We start from the raw sequence: 14107 nt of genomic DNA, 5'->3' as shown, positions 1-14107 counted from the left end.
ATGTTGCAAGTCCCTGTCACAACCTTGCCGGCGCAGTCCGGCGCATTGTCCCCGCAATCTTCCGTATCGCCCATGCCTGGCGCGACCGTACGGGTCGCCGACGGGACAGCCGACCAGGGCTCGCTGATCGAGCGTCTTCTGGCGCACGCGCAAGACGTGCAGGACACGTCGGCGCAGCAGCTTTCGCAGCACCTCGACCAGCTCGACGCCGGCCGCATCTCGACCTCCGACATGCTGCGCCTGCAGGCCGACATGGGCGCTTTCTCGGTGCGGGTGCAAATCACGGTGCGCGTTGCCGACGAGACCGGCCGCGCCATCCAGACGCTGTCGCAGCGAAGCTGATGCGGCGCGCCCTGATCCTGCTGCCGGTGCTGCTGCTCCTCGTCGGCTGCAGAACCTCGCTATTCGAAGGCCTGGACGAGGACCAGGCGAACCGCATCATCGCCGCGCTCAGCCATCACGGCATCAACGGTTACAAGGAGCGTAACGCGGACCGCACCTGGAACATTTCGGTCGACGACGCGGATGCGGTCGTGGCAACCGAACTGGCCAGCGCCTACGCGCTGCCGCGCGGCGGCCATGCGAATCTCGGCGAGCTGTTCAGCCGCCAGGGGTTGATATCGAGCCCCGAGGAGGACCGTGTCCGCTATGTGTACGGGCTCTCCCAGGAGTTGTCCGAAACGCTCGAAAAGATCGATGGCGTGCTGCTTGCCCGCGTGCACATCGTGCTCCCCGAAAAAGATCCGATGGATCCGATGCAGGACACGCTGCCGTCGGCGTCCGTGATGATGCGCTACCGCAGCGACTACAACCTCGAGCTGATGCGCGACAGGATTCGCGCGCTGGTGGCGGGCAGTGTCGAAGGCCTGACGCCCGCGCGCGTGTCGCTGACGCTGCTGGCGGTCACGCCCGTGCTGACCTTTCCAGGCCGATGCGCGGACGGTGGCGATGTCGCCAGTGCCGCAGGCGGAGTCGCCGCCACGGATTGCCTGCGCGACGGCGGCAACCCGTCGCGCACCACGGCAATGCTCGGTGTGCTGGCTCTCCTCGTGCTGCTGGCCGCCGGATTCATGTGGTTGTGGCGTTCGCAAACGCGCACGTGGTTCGGACGGAAGACGCGCGGCGACGTAGCGAAGGCCGAGCCAGGACAACGCGCGCAGGCTGCCCGCCAGGCGCCACGTGACGGGTCGGAGGCCAGCACCGCCGAGACCGCCGCCGGGGCCTCGAAGTCCGCGAACCGTACGGGAGGTGAAGCATGAAACACGCCTACACCAGCGCGCCCGCCTATTGGGTGCATGACAGTTGGCTCGAATCGGGGCGTCACGTTCGAAACGAACGGCACGCGCGAGCGGCGCATGCTTTTCTGTTCGACCGTTACCCGCAACTGCTGCAGGTGAGCCTCGCCGGCTTGCCGCCGGCGCTGCCGCTGTGGCCACGGCCGGCGTGCGCGCGCCTGTGCCGAATCGTCGCCGCGCTTGCATTCGCCGGCTCGTTGCGCCGCATCGTTGCCGCGCCGGCCCGCATGGCGTTCGCGGCCGGTGTCGCGCCGCATCTGCTCGGCACGCTGCAACGGCACCCGCGTAGCGGCACGGCCGACCTGAGCGTCGAGCCGATACCGTCGCTGTTCAACCGGCGTGACATGACGGCGCTCGGGTTGACGCTGGCAACCCACGTCGCCGCGAACTCCCCCTATGCGTTCTGGTGGAGCCTGCGCCTGCGGCGAGACGTCGTGGAGGCCGCCGCGTGTTATCGCGTGCACGGCCTTTCAGCGGTCGACGCCCAGGCGCTGATCGCCGACGCGCGGCGTGTGATGGAGGGGCCGGCATGCTGATCTGTCGAATGGGCGCATGGCGAATTGAATCCGACGGCCATCTGAGTGCGCATGAGCTGGCGTCGTTCGAGGGCTTGCGCGCGGTCGAGGCGCAACGCGCGAGCGAAGCGGCAGGTGAGCGCGTCCGCCTCGCCCAGCAGGCGCGCGAACTCAAACGCCGGGCCTGGCGTCACGGGCACGCGGCCGGCAAGGCGGCGGTGCTGCGCCAGCACGTGGGACGCATGGCCGCGGCGGCCTTTGCCGCGCAGCGTCTCGAGGACCGGCTGACGCAGATCGTGTTGGGGGCGGTGAGCGCCATCGTCGGCGATCTGCCGCCGTCGGCCGCGTTGACCAATCAGTTGCGCCGGGCGGTCGCGGTCTCGCAATCGCAACGGCTCGTTTCCGTGCGGGTGGCACCAGCGGCGTTCGAGGAAGCGAGGCAGTTGATTGCCGTGGTCGAGCATGAACTCGCTGCGCCGTTCTGCACGGTGCTGGCCGATGCCGGCTTACCCGCGCATTCGTGCGTCATCGAAACGGAGGCCGGCGTGATCGATGGCGGTCTGAAAGTGCAGTTGCGCGCCCTGGAACGCGACATCCGCGACGGCGTCGCCGCGGTGCTCGGCACTTACGACCTGGCTGACGGCGCGGGCCGTACGACGTTCGACATGGTCGAGCAGGGCGTGCGGCACACGCTGGCCGCGCTGGCTGCGCCACTCGTGCTGCCGCCCCAGCAAGCCCCTGTGTTGGAGCGGGTGCGTGTCGTTCAGCGTCCGTTCGTGCGGGAGGTGGCATGACGCTCTGGCCGGATCTGGAAACCCTCGCGCTGGCGGACGCCGAGCGTCACAACCTGGCGATCGGCCACTTCGGCCGGCCGCGGGCGGTGCGTGTCGGCACCGGCCGTTTCACGCTGGAGTTCGAAGCGTGCCGGGCACGCTATCCACTGCGCTTGTCCGGCATGGCGGCGCAAACGCCGTTCAGCGCCACGTGCGATGCCGGCGCGCTATTGCCGGAACTGGCGCCGGCGGTGATCGGCGCGCGCGGGGACACCGCCGTGACGCATGTCGCCGACGCGTTGAGCGACTGGTTGTGCGCGCTCGAAGGCCTGTTCGGCTTCACGCTCGAACTCACCGAGGTGGCGTTCGACGCCGTCCCGCCGACGGGCGCCTATGGCATTGCCGTCACCCACGCGACGAGTGGCCGCGCGGCCCATTTTTCTTTCTGCAGCCCCGCGGTCGATGCCTGGCTGCGGCGCCACCCAACGGCGCCGCCGTCCGGCGACGCGCTGCTGCGCCGCCTGTACGTCCGCATGCCGATCTGCCTCGCGGGCCCATCGATGCCGTTGCCGCGCTTGCGCAAGGTCGCGGTGGGCGACGCGCTGCTGTTCGACAGTCAGTCGTATTACCTGCGCGTGCCTTTGCGATTGGGCGCGTGCCGGATCTTGTTGAAGTTCACTGAGGAGCACACCTTGATAGACCATGTCCTGAATGATGAAACCCCGCCCGTCGAAGTGACCAGCGAACTGTTGCCGATCGACGCCCTGACATTCGCGTTCGAAGCGGTGCTCGGCACGCTGTCGTTGTCGGTCGCCGAACTGGCTCATCTGCGCCAGGGATCGATCGTCGCGTTCCGGCTGCCGGCGCGTGAGCGCAGCGTGACGCTGCTATGCCAGGGCATTCCGTTTGCCCGCGGCGAGCTGATCGATATCGACGGTTCGCTCGGCGTGCGCGTGACCCGGCTGACCCAGGCAGACGTACCGGCATGATCGCCCAACTCGACCAGCTGCAGGTTGTCGGCGTGTTCTTCATGCTCGGCCTGCTACCGCTCGCGGTCGTGATGACGACCTCGTTTACGAAGTTCAGCATCGTGCTCACGCTGCTGCGCTCGGCGCTCGGCGTGCAACAGGCGCCGAGCAACCTGGTGATCTCGGGTCTCGCGCTCGCGGCGACGCTGGTCGTGATGTCGCCGACTCTGGCAAAGATCGAAAACGCCTTGCCTGTCGGCGACAGCGGCGAAGTCGCGTTGCCGCGTCCCGCCGAACTTCTGCAGGCAGTGCGCGGTCCGCTCGGCGAATTCATGCTGGCGCATTCGCGGCCCGACGAACGCAAGTTTCTCGTCGGCGCCGCGAAGCGGATCGATCCTCAGCGCGAGGCCCAGGAAACCGATCTGCAACTGCTGATTCCGGCGTTTCTGATCGGCGAGATATCGAGCGGATTCGAGGCGGGCTTTCTGCTCTATATCGCGTTTCTGGTGGTCGATCTGGTCGTCGCCAACGTGTTGACCGCCATGGGCATGGTGATGCTGTCACCGAGCACGGTGTCGATTCCGTTGAAGTTATTCATTTTCGTGTCGGTATCAGGCGTTTCGAAGCTGATGCACGGCCTGATCGTCGGCTATGTCAAATGAACAGTGTTCCCTCTCTTGCCAGCTTGTCCAGCGACGCGCTCATGCTGGTGTTCTGGTTGTCGTTACCCGCGCTTGCCGTCGCGACCGTGGTCGGTTTGCTGGTGGGGTTGTTGCAGTCGGTGACGCAGATCCAGGATCAGAGTCTGCCGTACGGGGCCAAGATCATCTGCGTCGGCGCGGTGCTGATCGTGACGGCGCCCTGGGCGAGCCGCGAACTCGCGCGCTTTCTCGCCCATGTGTTCACCTTCATCGCGGCGGGGCGGTTGCATTGAGCCCCGACTACCTCGACTACCTGAAGGGCTTTGCGTTTTGCGCGATCCGGCCCGCCGTGGCGCTCTACCTGATTCCGTTCGGCCAGAGCGGCTCGCTCGGCATTCTGTCAGGGCCGGAGCATCAAATTCTGGGAAGTCGCGTGAGCTGGAGTAACTCGAATAAGTAGTCGGGATTCCAGCCGGCGACCTTGCGACGTGCGGCCACGCTGCGCTTTTTCTTACCGGATTCGGGCCGCATGCGCAGCAAATTCAAAGTGATGCGGCGCAAGGTGGCGAAATTGGCCGTCGCATTGCGCAAGCGCACGGTGCTGGCGTCCTCGCGGAAGGTCACGTCAAGGCAATGATGCAAACCATTCTCGATGGCCCAGTGCATGCGGCTCGCCTCAAGTAGGTATTTGGCGTCGGGTGCTGCGGAGCTGATCAGGTACTGCGTCTGCGAGCTGACCTGGCCCGCGATCTCGCGTGTCCGCTCAATGCGCACCAGGCTCTTAAGCCTGGGCCAGCGGTCCAGTTCGCTGAGATAGTCCGGCGCTGCCACTGCGACACAGTGACGGGTTTCAAGGCGACCATGCCCTTTATCCAGCGTCTCAAAGATCGATGGATTCATGTGCGCCCAATCGTGGGCTTTGCCGATTCGCATATAGTCTTCAACGGCCTGAGCCAGACCGGGCTGGTTATCCTTCGCAACCAGCAGATAGTCGCCACCACGCTCAGTGATCTTCTGGGCGATGGCCACCTGAGTGCCGATGGCGTCTATGGTTACCAGGCTGCCCTTGAGCGACAGGACGGGCAGCAGAGCTTCAATGGCAGTGATCTCGTTTGACTTCTCCTCGCAGCGCTGCTGCGCCAGCACCAGCCCACTTAGACTCGCGTAGGCCGTCACGCTATGCAAGGCACGCACACCCCTGGCGTGCGTGCCCGAACCACGCACACTCTTGCCGTCGATTGCGATGACCGAATGAAGATCCGGACACACCTCGCCTACCCAATTCAGCAGGCACGCATCCAGTTGCTTCGGATCGAGCACCTCGAAGATCCGTCGGATGGTGTCGTGCCCCGGGATGCCATGGGGCAATTCGAGGTATTGCCGAAGCCTCGCTTCGTTGGCAAGCCCCCATTCTTCCATCTCGTCCCACCCTTGTGCGCCGGCCAGCACAGAGAACAGCGCAATCGACAGAACGTCGATCAACTTGTGCCACGTTCGTCCAACGACGCGGGGATCTTCTATTGCCGACAGCAGACTGATCAGATGTTTTCCCGGGCTCATTTGCGCTACTCTGAAAAACCAGAAGTAAACGCTTTTTCCGCCAAGCTTACAACTCGTTGCTGTAACTCATTGCTTGTAAACGGGTTTTGGCGCTCCGGCCCTGGGCATTCTGTTGCGGCTGCCGATGGTGCTGGCGCTGGCCATGCTGCCGCAACACATGGGCTGGCCGCCGCACCTGTTGCTGGCCATCGGCGTGGAAGCGGCGACCGGCGTAGCGCTCGGCCTGCTGCTCGGCACGATCTTTCATGCGGCGGCAGCGGCGGGCGCGGTGCTCGATCAGCAGGGCGGTTATGCGAGCGCGGCGATCTACGATCCGCACTTCCAGCAGGAAGCGGCGCTCTTCGAAACGCTGTTCTTGCAGTTTGCCGCGTTGACCCTGTTCACGGGACCGGGTCTGCCGCTCCTGTTCGGCTTCTTCACCGATGCGTGGGTGCTGTGGCCGCCGGGCCGTTGGCGCGTCGACCTGAGCGACGTGTTCCGGCACATCGCGCTCACCGACCTGGCCGGAACGCTAGCCGAAGGCGTGCGGCTCGCCAGTCCGCTGCTCGGTCTGATGCTGCTGATCGACGTCGCGTTCGGGCTGATGTCGCGGCACGCGAAACGGCTCAACCCGTTCGCCACCGCACGGATCGTCAAGGCAATGATCCTCTCGTTTGCCGCGATGCTGAGCGTGCCCGCGCTGTTCGCGCAATTGCGTCTGGCATTCGATCACGTGATCCATTTGCCATGAGCGACAAGACCGAAGCCCCAACCCCCAAGCGGATCCGCCGTGCCCGTGAGGACGGCGAGATCACGAAGAGCACCCATCTGACGGTGGCGTTCAGCGGCCTCGTCTGGTGGCTGTATCTGCTTATCGAAGCGCCGCACCTGTATGCGCTAGGCACGCGGCTGATCCGGCATGTGACGGTCCTGGACGAGGCGCTGCCGTTCGCGGAGCGGCTCGTATCGACGCTTGCCGCGCTGACCGCGTTCCTGCCGACGGTGTTGATCGCGCTTGGTGTCGGTGCGCTCGCGGTGCTCGTGCCGGAGTTGATGCAGACGCGTGGACTGATCGCGTGGAAGCGCGTCACACCCGATGTGAAGCGTCTGAATCCGGTCAACGGTCTCAAGCAGATGTTCAGCCTGCGCCTGCTGTGGGACACGGTGCTGACCTTGCTGCAATTCGCGGTGCTGCTGTTTCTGTTCGTGCAGGCGCTCGCCACGTGGTTGCGCCAGCTTGCGCCCATGTGGGCCTTCTCATTGCCGGCTGATCTCGGCTATACGGCGGCCTCGCACTCGCATCTGCTGATTGCGATGGCGGCCTCGCAGATCGCGCCCGCCGCCGCGGACTATTTCATTCAGCGCTTCTTGTTGCTGCGCAGCCTGCGCATGGACAAGAGCGAAATCAAACGGGAGTTCCGCGACGACGAGGGCGACCCCTACGTCAAAAACCGTCGCCGCGCGCTTCATCGGGAGCTTGGGCAATAACATGTTGAATCGTTCCATTCTGAGCCGCTACGATCTCTCGGCCATCTTCGCGCGTCACGCCGACGTCGCCGTCGGCATCGGCATTCTGACCGTGCTCGCTCTGCTGATCGTGCCGGTGCCGCCGTTCGTGCTCGACCTGTTCATCTGCGTGAGTTTCGCCTCCAGCCTGACGATGCTGACCACCACGCTGTATGTGTCGAAGGCCGCGGATCTCGCGAGTTTTCCGTCGTTGCTGCTGATCACCACGCTGCTGCGTCTCGCGCTCGCGATCGCGTCGACCAAGATGATCCTGCTGCATGCGCACGCCGGCCAGATCATCGGCGCATTCGGCGAGATGGTGGTGGGCGGCAATGTGGCGGTCGGGCTGGTGGTATTCATCGTGCTCGCCGCGATCCAGTTCATCGTCGTCGCGAAAGGCGCGGACCGGGTGGCCGAAGTGGCCGCGCGCTTTACGCTCGACGGCATTCCGGGCCGCCAGATGAGCATCGACGCCGACATGCGCAGCGGCGTGATCAACGCTGCCCAGGCGAGCCGGATGCGCGCCGCGCTCGAACGCGAGACGTACTTTTACGGCTCCCTCGACGGGGCGATGAAGTTCGTCAAGGGCGATGCGGTGGCCGGCATCGTCGTCGCGCTGGTGAATATCATCGGCGGCCTCGCGGTGGGCATCGCGCAGCGCGGCATGTCGTTCGCCGACGCGTTGCATGCCTACACGATTCTCACGGTCGGCGATGGTCTCGTCTCGCAGATCCCGTCGTTGATCGTCTCGGTGGCGGCCGGTATTCTCGTCACCCGCGTGGCCTCGGCCGATAGCGCCGAGGCCCATCTCGGCGGCGACATTTACCGGCAACTGGCCATGCATCCCAAGGCGATCGGCATGGCCGGGATTGCCTGTCTGTCGCTGGCGGCGATCCCCAATTTTCCGCACATCCAGTTTCTGGTGGCCGGTGGTCTGCTGCTCGCGCTCGCGGTCACGCTAATGCGCAACGCCGCGCTCGCGACGAACTCGCAGCGCGCGCTGATGCCCGAGATGACGCGCGACGGCGGCAACTACGTGCCGCGCATTCTCGACGACGTCGAGCTCGGCACCAGTGCGACGTTGCGGTTGCGGCTCGGCCTCGATGCCTTCGATGCGTTGCGGCCCGAAGCGCTGAACCGGCAGCTCGGCCAACTGCGCCGCAATCTGATGGTCGACCTGGGCGTACCGTTTCCTGGCCTCGCGCTGCTGCGTGACTCGCGCCTCGCGCCGGAGCGCTACATCGTGGATATCGAGGATGTGCCGTTTGCGAGCGGCACGCTCGTGGCCGCCCACACGCTGGTGAGCGGCGACGAGAGCCGGATCGGGTTCGACGGTGTCGAGGGCTACCGGCCACGCGCCGAAAAATCGGTCTGGGTGCCGAACGCGAAGGCGGCCGCGATCGACGATCCGGAGATCCGCAAGGCGAGCGTCGACGAGGCGTTATGCGATCACCTGGCGGAAATCTGCGAGCGTTCGGCGGCCGATTTTCTCGGCACTCAGGAGACGCGCTTCCTGCTCGATCAGCTGGCGATCGAATTTCGCGAGCTGGTCGCGCAGGCGGGGCAGGCCGCGAGCACGGTGCAGCTCGCCGGCGTGTTGCGGCAATTGCTACAGCAGCAGGTGCCGATTCGCAACCTGCGCGCGATCCTCGAAGCCGTGGTGCGCGTGCCGGCCGCCGAGCGCACGCTTGACCGGCTGGTGCGCGAAGCGCGTATCCAACTGGGACGGCAGATCGCACGTGCTTACGCCGACTTGCAAAGCTGGACGATTTCGGCGGCTGTGCTGGACCCGGCATGGGAGGCCAGCCTCGAGGCGCAAATTCGCAGCGGCGTGGACGGCGAGCCGCAGTGCGTGTTGTCGGCCGAAGAGCTGACTCGTGCACAGCAGTTCCTGACCGCGGATCTGTCCGGGATCCGCCTGATTGTCACGAACGCGGTGCTGCGTCCCCATCTGGTGCGGTTACTGCGCGACTTCGGATTGCGCATTGAAGTGCTGGCGATCGAAGAGATTCCACTCGACGTCTTCCGTATCCAGACCGTCGCGACGCTCGGCGCGCCATAAGGAGGAACTCATGCGAGCGACGGAAAGCAGTGCGCCCATGTTCATGTCCGCGCCGAGCTTGCGCGGGCGGGTGGTCGAAGCGCGCGGTGTGATCGTGCGGGTGGTGGGTGTTTCGTTGCGGGTCGGCGAGAAAGTGCGCCTCGTGCGGCCGGATACGCTCGAAGCGCAGTACGGCGAAGTGGTCGGCTTTGCCCACGACGGTGCGCTGGTGATGCCGCTGGCGGGTCTGGCCGGCCTGTCGGATATTACGGAGGTGCAGGGCTGCGGCGCGGCGTGGGGCAGCGTCGCAGCGGCGGGATTGCTGGGACGCGTGGTGGACGGCCTGGGCAATCCCCTCGACGGCGGTCCGCCGCCGCCGTCCTCTGCAACTGCTGCGCAAGACCTGCCGGGCGATGCCGCGGCGACGCTCAATCCGCTCGAACGGCCCGTCATCAGCGTGCCGTTTGCCACGGGTGTGCGCGCGATCGACGGCCTGCTGACCTGTGGCGTCGGTCAGCGCACCGGCATCTTCGCGCCGGCGGGCGGCGGCAAAAGCACGATCATGGGCATGATCGCGAACGGTGCGTCGACCGATGCGATCGTGGTTGCACTGATCGGCGAACGAGGCCGCGAGGTGGCCGAATTCATTCACGACCATCTGGAACACCGGCGCGCGTCGACCGTCGTGAACGCCGCGACGTCCGACCGTCCCGCGGCGGAGCGGATCAAGGCAGCGCAACTGGCGTCGCAGGTGGCGGTGGGTTTGCGCGCCACCGGGTGCAATGTCCTGCTGCTGTTCGACTCGCTGACGCGCTATGCGCGCGCGCTGCGCGAGCTCGGTCTTGCAGTCGGCGAGCCGCCGCTGCGCGGTGGCTTTCCGCCGAGTGTGTTTGCGCAACTGCCGCGCCTGATCGAATCCGCCGGTGTGACCGCGCAGGGCAGCATCACCGCGTTTTATACCGTGCTTGCGGATGAGGCCGATTTGTCGGATCCGGTGGCGGAAGAAGCGCGCTCGTTGCTCGATGGGCATATCCAGTTGTCGTCGAAACTCGGCGCGTCAGGCCACTATCCGGCGATCGACATCTTGCGCAGTCGCAGCCGCTTGATGAATCGCGTCGCGGATCCCACGCAACGCGCCGACGCGAACCGTGTGCGCGATTGGCTGGCGCGTTATGAGGAGGTGGAGATGCTGTTGCAGATCGGCGAATACGAGCGGGGTCACGATCCCGAGACGGACCGCGCGATCGATCAGCGCCCGGCGATCCAGCGCTTTCTACGTCAACCGTACGACCAGTGCAGCCCGTGGATCGAAACGCGCGCGCAGCTACATGGCTTGTGCGCCGGCGATCGCCCGGCATGATGCGCGGCGCCGCGCAGGAGGCGGAGCTCTGGCAGCTGCTCGCGCGTGTGCGCGGTTTGCGGGTGCGCCGCCGGCTGCGTGCACTGGCTGACGCGCGCCGGCGCGAACGTCAGGCGGCGGCCGCGGTGGCCGAGCAGGTTGCCGTGCTGGAACGGCACGCCGAAGAACGGCTGCGCGTGCTCGGGTTCTGCCGTCGCGACCAGCGCGCCGGCAGACAGTGGCACGCGACGCTGCGCGCGCACGACGCACGCCTTCCCGATTTGCAGCGGCAACTGAGCGACGCGCAGCACGCGCACGCGGCGGCGCGCCACGAAGCGGCTGAGGCGCTGCGGGACTGGAGCGTCGAGCGGGTTCGGCATGACGACGCGAAACACCGCTGGCGGGTGGCGCTCGCCCGCGTGGCATGCGCGGCGGATGGCGGGCGGGACGGGGGCTAACGCGGCCGAAAAGGCAGCGCTAGCCCGCCCGGTCAACGTCGGTTAGGCATGAGGATCAAACTGCACGAACATCTGCATCGCCCGACGCAGATCGGCCGATTGATCGCGACCGAAGTGGTAGCTGCCCAGATCGAACTGGGTCATGTAAGCCGGCGCAAGCACGCCGTTCAACACCATGCCAAACGCTGCGGCAGCGCGGTCTTTCATCGGCAGGTTCGGGTCCGCAACGTCGCGGGCGAAGGTCCAGACTTCGCGCGCCGACGCACTGGCGTGGGCGATTTCTCCAGCATTCACCTTATGCAGATTGTTGACGATGGCATCGGCGGACTGGTCCGATAGATTGATGTCGAGGCGTTTCAGCATGTCGTTGACTATTTTCACGGAGCTGGGATATGAGCCCGGCAGGTTGCCGGTTGGCGAGTTCGACGCGATGTCGTGGAGCCGATCGCGGTTGGCCATATTGTCGCTGCTGTCCCCCCGCAGCGCCGGGGTTCCCGCCCTTGAGGCCGACGTCGTCATGCACCTGCCAGTTGCCCTGTTCGTCGAGTCCGACAGGATATTGAAGTTTCGCGGCGTCGTCGGGATGATAGACGCGCCACGTGCCGTTGTCTTTGTCGTATCTGACCGGCCAGTTTTGCTCGCCTGCCTGGATATAAGATTGGCCGTTCTCGTCCCTGAAGACGCCCGGACTGTTCGGATCAGCTTCCAGATTACCCTTCGGCTTGCCTGCGTATTGCGCGGGCACATCGAAGTGCGAGTCGCTCGCAGGCGGCGCGTTCGTCTTGGGTTCGTCTGCATGCGGTGTAGTGGCCGGCGGTTCACCTGCCCTGGATTGAGGCGTCCCGGATTGGGTCGGCTTCGATTGAATAGGCGCAGCTGGTGCGCCGCCACTACCCGCAGATGGAGTTTGCGAAGGCGCGGGCTTCGTGCCGGGCTTCGTGTTCGAAGGTACTTCGGCTGGGAGCTTCTCCGCCGGTCGGCCCGGCTGGCCGCCCTTGACGGAATCGCCCGGCACCTCCGGCTGAACGTTCGGCTGCGGCAGTTGCGGGTTGCCATCCGGATCGTTCTCGCCTGCGACCCCGCGCGTGATAGTGATTGCATCGCCGACTACGGGCAGCTGCTGCAGTACACCGTCGACCTTCTTGCCAGTTTTCTCGCCGCCATGTGACTTATCACCCGTCGCCATATCATGGATCTTGCCCATGGTTTGTGCCGGATGCGTTGCGCCATCCGTGAAGCCGCGCCTAAAGACATCCATCTGCGTCTCGGCCTGCTTGGGGTCGCGGTGCGGTTGCGGCGCTGGGAAGCTTCCGAGATAGATGTGTTCGCCGTTAGGGCCCAGCTTCCAGTTGGTCCCGACATTGTGAATCTGCATCGGGTCCTGATTGGGGTTGTCATTGGACGAGGCCGACCGCTGCGTACCACTGGAACCGGAGGTATCGAATACCGCGGGCTGCGCCGCTGGTTGAACAGCCTGCCCACCGCGTTGCGCCGTCACGTACTGAACAAAAGCGTTTTTCTGATTGCTGGATGATTCGACTTTCATTGTGTGATCCTGAATTAAATAAACTGTCGAAATCGACTTTGTCGAACACGGTTCCCGAGGAGAGGTGTGCATCCATTGGAACGCATGGAATCCGTGCAACGGTCTAATCTGTCTCTGCATTCTCGGGTGTCTTTTTCGCCGCACCATGCGGTGAGAAGAGACAGTTGCGTGATCGGTGCGGTGTGCGCGCGGGGGACGTCCACGCAGTCGGCGCGTATAGGCAGATTCCACGTGCTGCCCGGGGAGGGTCGGTGCGCGTAGAGGTAGATCGCGCGCGCGACCGGGGCGATCCGCGTGCGGGGGGCGGATGCCGCAACCCCTGCGTCGATCGCGAGTGCGGCATCCATGGGAGGCAACGGCTGGCGCCGTTGTCCCCTGTAGCGTGCGGTGAGCTTACTTGTTGGCCTTGCTGATGTCGGCCGCCGTCGGCTCCTTGCCAGTGGTCGGATCGATCCAGCCGGTGCCGTTACGGTTGGCCTGGACGGTGTAGCCGTCCGGCGCGGCGGCGTCTAGCGCACGACCGTCGCGGCTCTTCTGCACACTCAGGCCTGCCTTGTCTTCCTGGCTTAGCCCCGTGACCTGGTAGGCATCATTGCCGCGGGTGATCGTCACCTGATCCGCGTACGACACCGACTTGTTGTTCGCGCCCGGCTGGGTGCCGACCGTGACCTTGGTGTTGTCCGGCAGCATGAACGTCATCGGGCCGTTGAACATCGCCGTCGACTTGTTGGAACTGTTCTCGTGCTGGGTCAGGTGCGGATCGCCCCAGACCTTCGTCGTATCGCCGGTTTTCGCGTTAGTCATGGTCATCGACGAATCCGACTTGTTGAAGTCGAGTTTGTAGTCGCCGAGATCGATGCTCGCCTTGTTGTTGCTGACCGCGGTATTGCTCCACTGCGTCTGGTTGGTCTTGCCGGAATCGTTGCAGCCGCAGTTGTTGCGCGACGAGATGTTGATGTTGGTCTGGGTGTAGTTGCCGTTGCGATTGTCGCAGCGGTTGTCATACCGATTGTCGGGGCGATTGTCATACCGGCTGTCGCAGCGACTATCGAAGCGATTGTCATACCGACCGGCGGTCGCAGGACTGAGGTAGTCGCCACGATTGCCATTACCACGCAAGTCGGGCGGTTGCGGCATCGCGGCCTGACCGCGACCGCTGGTCGACCCTTGCGCGAAGAACGTGCTGCTCTGACCGTTCCCCGAGTTCTGGCTGAAGACGGAGAACGATGTCTTCGAGAAGCCGCTCAGCATGTTCGACATCTGGCTGGACTGGTTGAAACCGCTATTGAAACCGCTATTGAAACCGCCGCCAAAGCCGCCATTGAACCCTGCGGCAGGCGGCCGCTGCGCTTGCGCGGCGCCGCCAAAGAGAGTGTTGATATTGCCCTGGAGCGAGAGCAACGGGGTGTTCAATTGCATGGCTGCTTGCATGTGGTCGTTCCTGAACGAAAAGAGTCGGCTTGAGCTGGACAGTCGGAGCCGCGTC

Annotated in this window: 16 protein-coding genes and 1 pseudogene; 13 read left to right on the top strand and 4 right to left on the bottom strand. The window is 65.0% G+C overall.

Features of this window, described 5'->3' with window-relative positions:
* Positions 1 to 72 precede the first annotated feature (72 nt).
* The 8 genes from P0D84_RS13865 to P0D84_RS13830 are packed head-to-tail and all read left to right on the top strand — an operon-like array spanning position 73 to position 4652.
* Positions 73 to 342 (top strand): acyl carrier protein, encoded by a 270-nt coding sequence (locus P0D84_RS13865; protein WP_408337205.1) that lies wholly within the window; start codon positions 73 to 75, stop codon positions 340 to 342.
* Positions 342 to 1259, top strand: coding sequence for a type III secretion system inner membrane ring lipoprotein SctJ (gene sctJ, locus P0D84_RS13860; protein ID WP_408337203.1), 918 nt, complete (start codon positions 342 to 344; stop codon positions 1257 to 1259). The genes P0D84_RS13865 and sctJ overlap by 1 nt, the downstream gene beginning before the upstream one ends.
* The gene (locus P0D84_RS13855; RefSeq protein ID WP_408337201.1) at positions 1256 to 1831 is read left to right on the top strand and encodes a hypothetical protein; all 576 of its coding nucleotides are present in this window, start codon (positions 1256 to 1258) and stop codon (positions 1829 to 1831) included. Before sctJ ends, P0D84_RS13855 begins: the two co-directional genes overlap by 4 nt.
* Positions 1825 to 2604 (top strand): FliH/SctL family protein, encoded by a 780-nt coding sequence (locus tag P0D84_RS13850; RefSeq protein ID WP_408337199.1) that lies wholly within the window; start codon positions 1825 to 1827, stop codon positions 2602 to 2604. Before P0D84_RS13855 ends, P0D84_RS13850 begins: the two co-directional genes overlap by 7 nt.
* A complete protein-coding gene (locus P0D84_RS13845) occupies positions 2601 to 3572 on the top strand; it encodes a FliM/FliN family flagellar motor switch protein (protein ID WP_408337197.1) in 972 nt (323 codons plus the stop codon). The genes P0D84_RS13850 and P0D84_RS13845 overlap by 4 nt, the downstream gene beginning before the upstream one ends.
* Positions 3569 to 4213, top strand: coding sequence for an EscR/YscR/HrcR family type III secretion system export apparatus protein (locus tag P0D84_RS13840; RefSeq protein ID WP_408337195.1), 645 nt, complete (start codon positions 3569 to 3571; stop codon positions 4211 to 4213). The genes P0D84_RS13845 and P0D84_RS13840 overlap by 4 nt, the downstream gene beginning before the upstream one ends.
* Positions 4210 to 4485 (top strand): type III secretion system export apparatus subunit SctS, encoded by a 276-nt coding sequence (gene sctS / locus P0D84_RS13835; protein ID WP_408337193.1) that lies wholly within the window; start codon positions 4210 to 4212, stop codon positions 4483 to 4485. Before P0D84_RS13840 ends, sctS begins: the two co-directional genes overlap by 4 nt.
* Positions 4482 to 4652, top strand: a complete 171-nt coding sequence (locus tag P0D84_RS13830) for a hypothetical protein (protein WP_408337191.1) — start codon at positions 4482 to 4484, stop codon at positions 4650 to 4652. Before sctS ends, P0D84_RS13830 begins: the two co-directional genes overlap by 4 nt.
* Here the strand turns inward: P0D84_RS13830 and P0D84_RS13825 are convergent.
* Positions 4607 to 5752: an ISAs1 family transposase gene (locus P0D84_RS13825; protein WP_408331415.1), complete on the bottom strand. Its 1146-nt coding sequence runs from the start codon at positions 5750 to 5752 to the stop codon at positions 4607 to 4609. The two genes, P0D84_RS13830 and P0D84_RS13825, sit on opposite strands and share 46 nt — an antisense overlap.
* Before the next feature lie 97 nt (positions 5753 to 5849).
* On the opposite strand from P0D84_RS13825, the pseudogene P0D84_RS13820 reads away from it, so the two are divergent.
* From P0D84_RS13820 to P0D84_RS13800, 5 genes and pseudogenes are all read left to right on the top strand, one after another.
* A pseudogene (locus tag P0D84_RS13820) lies at positions 5850 to 6482 on the top strand (EscT/YscT/HrcT family type III secretion system export apparatus protein); the annotation flags it as partial.
* Positions 6479 to 7219 (top strand): EscU/YscU/HrcU family type III secretion system export apparatus switch protein, encoded by a 741-nt coding sequence (locus tag P0D84_RS13815; protein WP_408337189.1) that lies wholly within the window; start codon positions 6479 to 6481, stop codon positions 7217 to 7219. The pseudogene P0D84_RS13820 and the gene P0D84_RS13815, both read left to right, overlap by 4 nt.
* Before the next feature lies 1 nt (position 7220).
* On the top strand, positions 7221 to 9299 hold the full coding sequence (locus P0D84_RS13810) for a flagellar biosynthesis protein FlhA (protein WP_408337187.1): 2079 nt from the start codon (positions 7221 to 7223) through the stop codon (positions 9297 to 9299).
* A 10-nt stretch (positions 9300 to 9309) separates the two neighbouring features.
* Positions 9310 to 10638 (top strand): FliI/YscN family ATPase, encoded by a 1329-nt coding sequence (locus P0D84_RS13805; protein ID WP_408337185.1) that lies wholly within the window; start codon positions 9310 to 9312, stop codon positions 10636 to 10638.
* A complete protein-coding gene (locus P0D84_RS13800) occupies positions 10635 to 11075 on the top strand; it encodes a hypothetical protein (protein WP_408337183.1) in 441 nt (146 codons plus the stop codon). The genes P0D84_RS13805 and P0D84_RS13800 overlap by 4 nt, the downstream gene beginning before the upstream one ends.
* 42 nt (positions 11076 to 11117) lie before the next feature.
* On the opposite strand, the gene P0D84_RS13795 is transcribed toward P0D84_RS13800, so the two are convergent.
* The 3 genes from P0D84_RS13795 to P0D84_RS13785 form a co-directional block, all read right to left on the bottom strand.
* Positions 11118 to 11438, bottom strand: a complete 321-nt coding sequence (locus P0D84_RS13795; RefSeq protein ID WP_408337181.1) for a hypothetical protein — start codon at positions 11436 to 11438, stop codon at positions 11118 to 11120.
* Positions 11371 to 12621: a hypothetical protein gene (locus P0D84_RS13790; protein WP_408337179.1), complete on the bottom strand. Its 1251-nt coding sequence runs from the start codon at positions 12619 to 12621 to the stop codon at positions 11371 to 11373. Before P0D84_RS13790 ends, P0D84_RS13795 begins: the two co-directional genes overlap by 68 nt.
* Before the next feature lie 393 nt (positions 12622 to 13014).
* Positions 13015 to 14052 (bottom strand): DUF1521 domain-containing protein, encoded by a 1038-nt coding sequence (locus tag P0D84_RS13785; RefSeq protein WP_408337177.1) that lies wholly within the window; start codon positions 14050 to 14052, stop codon positions 13015 to 13017.
* Between the last annotated feature and the right edge of the window lie 55 nt (positions 14053 to 14107).

The sequence above is a fragment of the Paraburkholderia sp. RL17-337-BIB-A genome, from assembly GCF_046025895.1.
GTDB lineage: Bacteria > Pseudomonadota > Gammaproteobacteria > Burkholderiales > Burkholderiaceae > Paraburkholderia > Paraburkholderia fungorum_C.
The sequence above is the reverse complement of the archived record's forward strand: the minus strand, read 5'-3'. Positions and strand labels throughout refer to the sequence as shown.